The sequence below is a fragment of the Bauldia sp. genome, assembly GCF_020442045.1.
Lineage (GTDB): Bacteria > Pseudomonadota > Alphaproteobacteria > Rhizobiales > Kaistiaceae > Bauldia.
Genome location: NZ_JAGRLA010000085.1, coordinates 20,041 through 28,936, shown reverse-complemented (window position 1 = coordinate 28,936; position 8,896 = coordinate 20,041). Strand labels below are relative to the sequence as shown.

Below are 8,896 nucleotides of genomic sequence, written 5' to 3'. Positions count from 1 at the left end.
GCCAGCCTTTTTCGGCGTCGTCATCGGAGGCGGCGGCCGTGGCGAGCCATAGCCCGCAAGCCGAAATCTGGGCGTCGAGCCGTTCAAGAAGCGTGGCAAAGCGCGATTGCGCCAGCCGGCTCCGAAGCGCCGAGGCGTCGATGTCGTGGTCGGCTGCGACGATTTCAAGCAGTTCGGCGCGCAGGGCGACGAGGTCGCGATGGCCGAGATCGACATGGGCGAATTCGTCGAGATGGCGGGCGAGCAGGGCCGGGTGGTCGAGCATCGTCATCACCAGCACCGCCTCGCGAAGCGGCGGCGCGCCCTGGCGGGAGAGGATGCCGGTCTGGCGCAGCCGGTCCGAGACCGGGATGCGGCTCGGAAAGCCCGATGGTCCACCCCGGTCGTCCCGGCCCCGGCCGAAGCCGCGGTGACGATCGGGATAGTCGCGTCGGCCACCGCGCTGCCGGGGCTCGGGCGCCGGGAAGAAGGCCGCCAGCCGCTCGGCCAGCGCCTGGGCGTAGTGGCGGCGGACGCTCTCGTCGCCGATGGCGCGGGCGATCTCGTGGAGCCGCGCCTCGAGCGCGGCCCGGCGCTCCGGCGTATCGAAGACGCCGGTTTCAGTCTCCCGCGCCCAGATCAGCTCGACCAGCGGGCGGGCGGCGGCCAGCACCTCGGCCATCGCATCGCGGCCGGCGGAGCGGATCAGGTCGTCCGGGTCCTGGCCTTCGGGCAGCAGCGCGAAGCGCAGGCTCTTGCCGGGACGGAGGAAGGGAAGGGCGAGCTCGGCGGCGCGCCACGCGGCCCTGAGTCCCGCCTTGTCGCCGTCGAAGCAGAGGAGCGGTTCGTCGGCCATCCGCCACAGGATGTCGAGCTGGCGTTCGGTGAGCGCTGTGCCGAGCGGCGCGACCGTATTGGCGAAGCCGGCGCCGGCCATCTGGATGACGTCGACATAGCCCTCGACCGCGATAACGCTACCGGCGTCGTGGGCGGCCCTTCGCGCCTCGGCGCCATTGTAGAGGAGACTGCCTTTATGGAAGAGGCCGGTCTCCGGCGAGTTGAGATACTTGGCCGGCACGTCGGAGGACATTGCCCGGCCGCCGAAGCCGACGATCCGGCCGCGGAAATCGGCGATCGGGAAGATGACGCGGTCGCGGAAGCGATCGAAGGAGACCGGGACGTCGTCGCCCGAGACGAGAAGGCCGGCGGCGATCATCCGCTCGGTCGACACGCCTTTGCCCGAAAGATGCTCCTTCAGGGCGCCGCGGTCACCCGGGGCGTAGCCGATGCGGAAACGGCGCTGCAGGTCCGGTCCGATGGCGCGATTGGCGAGGTAGCCGCGGGCCGGCGCGCCGGCGCGGGACTGGAGCGCCTCCTCGAAGAATTTCGCGGCGAGCTCGGTGACGTCATAGAGGGTGGCGCGGACCTTCTCGCGTTCCTCGGCCTGCGGGTCGCGGGCGGGCATCGGCACGCCGGCCTCGCGGGCGAGCCGCTCGACCGCCTCTGGGAAGGAGAGCCCCTCGGTCTCCATCAGGAAGGTGAAGATGTCGCCATTCTTCTGGGCCGAGAAGTCGAACCACTTGGCCTTCTGGTCGTTGACGTAGAAGGAGGGCGTCTTCTCGGCGTTGAAGGGGGAGAGGCCTGCGAATTCGCGCCCCTGCTTCTTCAGCCTGACCCGCTTGCCGATCACCGAGGAGGCCGGCAGCCGGGTGCGGATTTCGTCGAGAAAGGCGTCGGAGAAGCGCATCGCGCGTGTGATTCGGGCCGGTGTCGGAACGGGACAGCACTATAGGCCAGCCGAGCGTGGCAGGGCGATGGCGGGCACGGCACGTGGCGATTGACGGGGGTTGTCCCGGTTATCCACAGGTGGAGTCGAGCGGCATCGCCACAGTCGTATCGTCTGCTTATCCAGCCAGGCCGAGGAAGACGGCGATCGCACGATGCAGCCGGATCAGGTCTTCGCTGTCGAGCATGCCGAGACGGTAGCCGAGGCGTTTCTTCGGAACGGTCGAGATCTTGTCGACCATCAGTCGCGAGCGGACACGAAGGCCGTTGGCCTCGGTCGGTTCGACCGCCGGCCGGGCAAGCGGCGCGTCCGCCTCCAAGCTGGTCAGGGCACAGACGGTCATCGAGGCTGTCGCATCGAAGCGGCTATCCTGGATGATAACCACGGGCCGCGGCTTGCCGGCATAGTCCGGGCCGCCCGACGCAGTCCAGATCTCGCCACGCTTCACGCGTCGAAGGGCGCCGAGATGGCGTCGATAAAGGCCTGGTCTTCCGCTTCCTGCGGGCTGTTGGCAATGGCGACGGACTCACGATGCGCCTCCGCGGTGAAGGCCGGCGTGCGGGTATCAGGCACCCACATTTGTATTGGCCGCAGGCCTTCGGCGCGGAGCCTGGCGCGGTGCGAACGGACCTTTTCCCGGGACGACTTCGGGCCTCCCGACGGAACCTTCTTTGGCGTCGAAGGCACGATCTCTCTCCAGAATGGTTACATGTAACCCAGTGTATGAAGATCGCTTCCGCAAGTGCCGGCGGGCGAGATGAGGACGCCTATTCGATCCGCCCCACGAAGTCGTCCTTGACCAGCGGCACGCCGTTGGTGCGCAGGATGTCGTAGGCGGTGGTCAGGTGGAAATAGAAATTGGGCAGCGAGAAGTTCAGGAAATAATCCGTCCCGCTGAGGGTCGCCTGGCGGCCGCCCATGGGAAAGGTGATCTCGCGGGTCGCACCGGCCTCGACCGCGGCGGGATCGACGCTCTCGACGAAGGCGAGCGTCTCGGCGACCCGCTGGCGGAGGTCGGCGAAGCTGCCGGCGGCATCGGTGATTTCCGGGATCGGCAGGCCCGCGAGCCGGGCAACGCCGCGGAAGGCGTGGTTGGTCGCGGCCTGGACCTGGCGCTTGAACGGCCACATGTCCGGAAAAAGCCGCGCGTCGAGAAGGGCGTCCGGGTCGATCGAACGTGCCACGGCATGTTCGCCCGCCTTGTCGACGGTCTCGATCAGCCGGGGGAGCAGCCGCGCATAGACGCCGACAGACGCCCGATGGAGTGACAGTGTCATAAGAGCCTCCCGGTGTTTCCGGCTGCCTTCTACCACAGGCGCCGCATCCCGGAGCAGCGCTATTTTCAAGGTCGGTCAGGTGGCCCGCGGACGGCAAACGGCGATGGCGGCACCGTATCGCTAGTTGGCGGGCTCGGCGTCGGCGGGCGGGAGGAGGCGGGGGAAGAGCCGCTGCAGTGGCCCCTGGCGCGCCGGGGGCGGAGCCGGGGCTTCGTCGACGATCACCTGCTCGACCTGCGGATCGGCAAGCTGCGGGGCCGGACCGATGTCGGCCGGCGGCGTCGGCAGCGGAGCAATGGTCGTCGTTGCCGGCGCGTCGGGAGCGACGGTCGTCGGCGGGGCAACGGGAACGATGGTCGTCGTCGTCGCGGCATCGGGAACGGACGCCTCGTCCATCTCGAAATCGAAGTGGCCGCCACCGTCCATCATCATGTCGTCGCCGCCGGCCGGATCGTCGATGACCAGCTCATCGGCCGGAATGAGGTCGATATTGGCGTTGGTATTGGCCGGAACCACCGGTTCCGCCGGGATCGCGGCCGACGTCGCGGGCTCGACCGGTATCGCGGCCGGCGGCTCCACGACGACCGGCGCCGCCGTCGTCGCCGGGGTGCCGGAGGCCTGCTCGACCCGGTTCAAGGTCTGCTCGATGCGGCGGAGGAAGTCCTCGTCGCTCTCGGCGGCCGGCGCCGCAGCGGGCGCGGGCTCGCCGTCGATCGTCGCGGGCGCGGCCGGCAGGCCGGGATCGGTCGATACCGTCACGGTCGCCGGCTGGGTCGGGCGGAGACGCGGCGCGGGCGGGTCGGCGACCACTTCCGGCCCGGTCACCGTTTCGACGATCGGCTCGGCCGTCGCGGCGGGGGCGGTGGCGAGGGTGTCCCCTCCGGCCTGGCCGCCGTCATCGACGATCGGAATCTGGCGGACATTCGGCGCGGTATTGGCCATATCATCGCCCGTCGCCGCGTCGGCGGGTTCCTCGAGCAGCGGCGGGCTCGCCGGCCGGCTGGCGGTCGTGGCGACCGGGCCGGACGGGCCGAGGGTCGCCAGCAGCACGCCGACGCCGGCGATAAGGGCGATCGCGGCGATGCCAAAGGCGACCAGCAGCCGGAAGCGGCGTGGACGGGGTTCCGGCGCGAGCGGGTCGATCGCCGGATCGAAATCGCGCTCCGCCCTCAATTCGGGCTCGTCGACAAAGGCGTCGCGCGGCGGCGGACGCGTCGCGCGCGGCACCTCGACCGCTTCGTAGAGCGGGGCAGCGGGCTCGAACCCGTCCAAATCATGCGGCGAGGCGGGCCGGCCGGCTTCCACACGGGAATAGGTAATGATCGGCTCCTCGTCATCACGGGGCCGCGCCCGGGGCGGGCGGTTCTGAAGCTGCCGGCGGTCAATCATCCATATCCCCCATAAGTACCGCCCTTATGCGCACCAGATTGCGGACCTTTCATGGCCGAACCCGGTCACTTCCATGGCGTTTGACCTGTCGAAGACGCCATGCTTTCGGCGATAATCCCGGCGAGAATCGCCGTCAGTTTCCCGATCACGCTTCAAGACGAGGATGCCGATGACCTTCAAGCCGCTCTTTCCGACCCGCCGCGAGGCGCTCGCCGGTATCGCCGGCCTCGCCGGCGGCACCCTGCTCGCCCGCCGAGGCCTCGCGGCCGGCCAGGCGGACGAACGGGCTTTGAAGCCCGGCCAGTTCATCTGGCAGCCGGAACTGCAGAAGCGGGGGGCGGTGTCTATCATCGTCTCGATCGGCGCACAAATGATGCACGTCCATCGCCGGGGCGTCAGGATCGCCGCCTCGACGGTTTCGACCGGCAAGTCGGGACACGACACGCCGACCGGGGTCTTCACCATCCTGCAGAAGGACAAGGACCACGTCTCCAACATCTATGAGGGAGCCGAGATGCCCTTCATGCAGCGGCTGACCTGGAGCGGCATCGCCCTTCACGCCGGCAATCTTCCCGGCTACCCGGCCTCGCATGGCTGTGTGCGGATGCCGCTGAAGTTCGCCAGCCTCCTCTACACGATCACCAGGCTCGGCACGCCGGTGGTGGTGGCCGCCGCCTTCACGACGCCGAAGCAGGTCTTCAACCCCAACGTCGTCGGCCAGCTCTATTCGGGCAAGGCGCTGGCGCCGCTGAGGCGGGCGGAGCGGGCCTATCTTTCCGACAATCCGGAGGAGCACCCGGTGACATCGGTGCTGGTGTCGCGCCAGGAGTCGCGGGCCATCGTCCTCCAGAACGGCGAGATCGTGGCCGAGGGCGCGGTCGAGATCGCCCGGCCTGACGAAGCCTTCCCGTCGAATGTCTTCGTCCTCTCGGGCGTCGGCACCGACGAGCAAGGACTGAGCTGGGAAGCGATCGGCTACGAGCCGGGGGCCGATGTCTCGCCGGCGGCCGATGCGGAGACCATGAACCGCATCACGGCGGGGAAGGCGGTTACCGATGCGATCGCCGCGCGGATCGCGCCGGGCATGCTGTTCATCGTCACCGACGAGGCGCTTTCGGCGGACAGCCGCAGCGGCGACGACTTCGTGGTGATGACCGCCGAGGGCGAGGAGCAGCAGTAGCGTCCCGCGTCCGGTTCGGGCCGTCAGTTGGCGTAGCGGGCGGCGGCGCGGGCCCTGGCCTTCGCCGCCTCGACCTCGCGATCGCGGGGCGCGGCATGGGTTTCCAGCGACTCCAGCAGCCGCCGGGCGACGTCGGCGACCTCGTCGACGGCGCGATCGAACGCCGCCTCGTTGACCTTCGATGGCCGGGTGAAGCCGGATAGCTTGCGGACGAACTGCAGGGCCGAAGCGCGGATCTCCTCCTCCGTCGCCGGCGGATCGAAATTGAACAGCGTGCGGATATTCCGGCACATAGCGGTGCTCCTGATGGCCTCCGGCGAGGGTATCGCCGTGCGTCCGGCCAGACAATGACGAGGTTCGCCTCTACAACTGGACAGTGTTTTATCTAAGCAGTACGCTATCTAAGGTAGAGAAAGCTGCAGGTTGCACCATGCCCTCGCATCGCACGCCAATCGAAACGCCCGCGGACCTCGAACACGATCTGGCGCGGGCGACCGGATTTCGCTATCGGGCGCGGGCCGAGTTCGATCGTCTGCTCAACGAACGTCAGAACAGGATTCTCGGCCTCAGCCAGAAATCCGGACCGAACTCGGAGGCCTACCGGAACACGGCCGAGGACCTGGCGCGCGCCAAGCGCGACTACGCCCGGATCAATTCCGGCGTCCATCGGCCGCTCAACCGATGGCGTATCCATGGTGCGCTGCTGATCATCCTCGGGGTGGTGCTGGCGCTGTTCGAGGCGCCGGTGAACAAGTTCCTGTTCGACGTTGCGCTGCGCAGTTCCAACCTGATGTCGTGGGCGATCTCCTTCTTCTTCGCGTGCGCGCTTCTCGTGCTAGCGCATTTCGCCGGCGTCAGCCTTCGCCACGTCTGGTCCGATTACCGCAAGCGGCCGGTGATCGGGTCCATCCTGATATTCCTCGTCCTCGCGACGGTCCTGCTGGTTCTCGTCTCGATCCTGACGGTCGCCCGGGCCTCGTTCTCGGCGAATGCCGGATCGATCGGCGACATGTTCGCCGACGTGCAGCAGACGGTGGCGAGCGTTGGCCTGTGGAGAACCCTGTTCGCCTCCTTTTCGGACGTCTCGGCCCTGGTCCTGGCGACCATCAATGTCGGCGGCATCTTCATGACGATGATGCTCGCCTTCTTCACCCATGACTCCGACAAGGATTTCGACGCGGCGGCGCGCGCCCTCGACCGCTGCCGGCGCAAGATCGACCGGATCAGCTCGGCCTACATCAAGGGGAAGGATGCGATCGTCAAGGAATTCGCCCCCGACATCAACGGCGTCAGCCACGATTTCACCGAGGCCAACCAGCAGGTCATCGAGCTGAAGAAGAGGCTGGGACGCCCCCTCGACGATCCGGACGACACGCTGATCATCGACTCGCTCGACCGCCTGGCCGAGGACAGCCCCTATGCCGACGACGTCGACGAGCCCTATATGAAAGACGTCGACGGCGAGATACGGCGTGCCGCCTCGTCGAAAGGCCGCCGCGGCCCGACTCTCGTCGAGCGGGAATCGGCTTGACAGCCTCGACGATGCAAGCCAGCCGCATCCCGCTCCTCCACGCATTTGCGACCGTGGTGGCGGTGTGTGTCTCCCTGGCATCGGCGCGCGCCGGCGACTTCGACAAATACTGTGATACCGACGGGGTCAATGTCGTTCTCTATCTCGACGTGACGACACCCTATGACGAGATCGACCGCGCCGCGCTGGTCGACGGCGTCGAGAAGATCTTCGGTGCGCTCGGCGACGGCGATCGTTTCTCGATCCGGACGATCGAGGACGCGTTCCCGAACAGCCACCGGCTGGTCGATGCCTGCATGCCGTTCTGCAAGAGCGAGGGCTTCTTCGACGACCTGTTTTCCGACTGCACCGAAGGGGTGGTCATCGAAGACCGGCGGCGGCTGCAGCGCGACATCGTCGCCCAGGTGAGCCGGGTTGCCGCCGGTTCGCGCGAGCTGGAAAACTCGGAGATCGTTCGCACGCTTGCCATGTCGGGCGGCGAAGAGTTCCGCCCCGGACAGAGAAACGTATTCTTCATCTTCTCCGACATGATCGAGAATTCGCAATATCTGCCCGGCCGGGCGTTCCTGTCGCGCACCAACCGCGATCTCGTCTCGAGCCTTGCCAAGGACCGGCTGGTGCCCGACTTCCACGAGGCGACGGTCGTGGTCTTCGGCGTCGGGCGAAAGGGGAACCCGGACGCCCGCGATCCGCTGGAGCAGAAGAAGATCGCCAAGATTGTCGATTTCTGGGACGCGTTCTTCTCGCTGGCGGGGGCATCGATGACCTGGCAGCCGAATCTCGGCTCCCTCGCGCAGCTCGATCACTAGGGCGGCGGCCAGCGGCCGGGGCGGCCGTGTCCTTCCTTCGCGCCAGCATTACCGATCCGGCCTGTTCCGTGGACGCGGCGCCGGGCATAGTCTCCGGCGATCGGGATGTTGTCGAGGAGCGCCTTCAATGACCTACGAGCTCTATTACTGGCCGGGACTGCAGGGGCGCGGCGAGTTCGTCCGCCTGGCGCTGGAGGAGGCGGGGGCCGCCTATCGCGACGTGGCGCGGGAGGATGGCGCCGACGCGCTGATGCGGATGTGGGACGGACCCGGCATCGACACGCCATCCTTCGCGCCGCCCTTCCTCAAGCACGGCAAGCGAATCATCGGGCAGACCGCCAACATCCTGCTCTATGTCGGCGACCGGCATGGCCTGGCGCCGAAGAGCGACGCGGCGCGGCTGTGGACGCACCAGATCCAGCTCACCGTCGCCGACCTCGTGGTCGAGGCCCATGACGTCCACCACCCGCTCGGCGGCGACTTCTATTACGAGGACCAGAAGCCGGAAGCGAAACGGCGCGCGGTGGTGTTCCGCGAGAGCCGGATGCCGCGCTTCCTCGACTGGTTCGAGACGATCCTGGCGCGCAACCCGAAAGGACCCGGGCATTTGGTCGGGGCGCGGTTGACCTATGCCGATCTCTCGCTGTTCCAGGTGGTGGCCGGGCTGCGCTATGCCTTCCCGGTCGCAATGGCCGGCCTCGAGCCGCAATATGAGCGGGTGGTCGACCTCCATGACGCGGTCGCGGCGCGGCCTCGGGTCAAGGCCTATCTCGCCAGCAATCGCCGGGTCGGGTTCAACGAGGACGGCATCTTCCGGCACTACCCGGAGCTCGACGGGTAGGGGCTGCCCACGCCACACCGGAAACGGCGCGACACTTCGCTGGCCTGTCTCTTGATCTCACTCAATGCCGGCGGCGGACGGTCGGCGCAGGGCTGGATTGCCGT

At 67.8% G+C, this 8,896-nt stretch carries 10 protein-coding genes; 4 read left to right on the top strand and 6 right to left on the bottom strand.

From position 1 onward, the window contains the following. From dnaG to KDJ86_RS09670, 5 genes are all read right to left on the bottom strand, one after another. A partial coding sequence (dnaG, locus tag KDJ86_RS09690) for a DNA primase (protein ID WP_291745069.1) occupies positions 1 to 1,726 on the bottom strand: 1,726 nt, incomplete at its 3' end. 157 nt (positions 1,727 to 1,883) lie between these two features. Further along, positions 1,884 to 2,213 (bottom strand): type II toxin-antitoxin system PemK/MazF family toxin, encoded by a 330-nt coding sequence (locus KDJ86_RS09685; RefSeq protein ID WP_291745067.1) that lies wholly within the window; start codon positions 2,211 to 2,213, stop codon positions 1,884 to 1,886. After that, positions 2,210 to 2,452: an antitoxin MazE family protein gene (locus tag KDJ86_RS09680; protein ID WP_291745065.1), complete on the bottom strand. Its 243-nt coding sequence runs from the start codon at positions 2,450 to 2,452 to the stop codon at positions 2,210 to 2,212. Before KDJ86_RS09680 ends, KDJ86_RS09685 begins: the two co-directional genes overlap by 4 nt. A gap of 80 nt (positions 2,453 to 2,532) precedes the next feature. Then, positions 2,533 to 3,042 (bottom strand): DUF1993 domain-containing protein, encoded by a 510-nt coding sequence (locus KDJ86_RS09675; protein ID WP_291745063.1) that lies wholly within the window; start codon positions 3,040 to 3,042, stop codon positions 2,533 to 2,535. Positions 3,043 to 3,162: 120 nt separating this feature from the next. Further along, positions 3,163 to 4,431, bottom strand: coding sequence for a hypothetical protein (locus KDJ86_RS09670; RefSeq protein WP_291745061.1), 1,269 nt, complete (start codon positions 4,429 to 4,431; stop codon positions 3,163 to 3,165). Between the two features lie 169 nt (positions 4,432 to 4,600). On the opposite strand from KDJ86_RS09670, the gene KDJ86_RS09665 reads away from it, so the two are divergent. Beyond that, positions 4,601 to 5,611 (top strand): L,D-transpeptidase, encoded by a 1,011-nt coding sequence (locus KDJ86_RS09665; RefSeq protein ID WP_291745059.1) that lies wholly within the window; start codon positions 4,601 to 4,603, stop codon positions 5,609 to 5,611. A 23-nt stretch (positions 5,612 to 5,634) separates the two neighbouring features. Here the strand turns inward: KDJ86_RS09665 and KDJ86_RS09660 are convergent, their stop codons facing one another. After that, positions 5,635 to 5,904: a DUF2277 domain-containing protein gene (locus KDJ86_RS09660; protein ID WP_291745057.1), complete on the bottom strand. Its 270-nt coding sequence runs from the start codon at positions 5,902 to 5,904 to the stop codon at positions 5,635 to 5,637. A gap of 137 nt (positions 5,905 to 6,041) precedes the next feature. Here KDJ86_RS09660 and KDJ86_RS09655 point away from each other — a divergent pair, with 137 nt between their 5' ends. The 3 genes from KDJ86_RS09655 to KDJ86_RS09645 all read left to right on the top strand — a co-directional run bounded on the left by KDJ86_RS09655 (position 6,042) and on the right by KDJ86_RS09645 (position 8,792). Further along, the gene (locus tag KDJ86_RS09655) at positions 6,042 to 7,142 is read left to right on the top strand and encodes a hypothetical protein (protein ID WP_291745055.1); all 1,101 of its coding nucleotides are present in this window, start codon (positions 6,042 to 6,044) and stop codon (positions 7,140 to 7,142) included. Continuing rightward, the gene (locus KDJ86_RS09650) at positions 7,139 to 7,951 is read left to right on the top strand and encodes a hypothetical protein (protein WP_291745052.1); all 813 of its coding nucleotides are present in this window, start codon (positions 7,139 to 7,141) and stop codon (positions 7,949 to 7,951) included. The genes KDJ86_RS09655 and KDJ86_RS09650 overlap by 4 nt, the downstream gene beginning before the upstream one ends. Positions 7,952 to 8,078: 127 nt before the next feature. Next, positions 8,079 to 8,792, top strand: coding sequence for a glutathione S-transferase (locus tag KDJ86_RS09645; protein WP_291745050.1), 714 nt, complete (start codon positions 8,079 to 8,081; stop codon positions 8,790 to 8,792). Positions 8,793 to 8,896 lie beyond the last annotated feature (104 nt).

Bases quoted from the DNA above. Each gene is read 5' to 3' on its own strand.
- KDJ86_RS09655 (WP_291745055.1), top strand. From the start codon at position 6,042: ATGCCCTCGCATCGCACGCCAATCGAAACGCCCGCGGACCTCGAACAC.
- KDJ86_RS09660 (WP_291745057.1), bottom strand. From the start codon at position 5,904: ATGTGCCGGAATATCCGCACGCTGTTCAATTTCGATCCGCCGGCGACG.
- KDJ86_RS09665 (WP_291745059.1), top strand. From the start codon at position 4,601: ATGACCTTCAAGCCGCTCTTTCCGACCCGCCGCGAGGCGCTCGCCGGT.
- KDJ86_RS09645 (WP_291745050.1), top strand. From the start codon at position 8,079: ATGACCTACGAGCTCTATTACTGGCCGGGACTGCAGGGGCGCGGCGAG.
- KDJ86_RS09670 (WP_291745061.1), bottom strand. From the start codon at position 4,431: ATGATTGACCGCCGGCAGCTTCAGAACCGCCCGCCCCGGGCGCGGCCC.
- KDJ86_RS09675 (WP_291745063.1), bottom strand. From the start codon at position 3,042: ATGACACTGTCACTCCATCGGGCGTCTGTCGGCGTCTATGCGCGGCTG.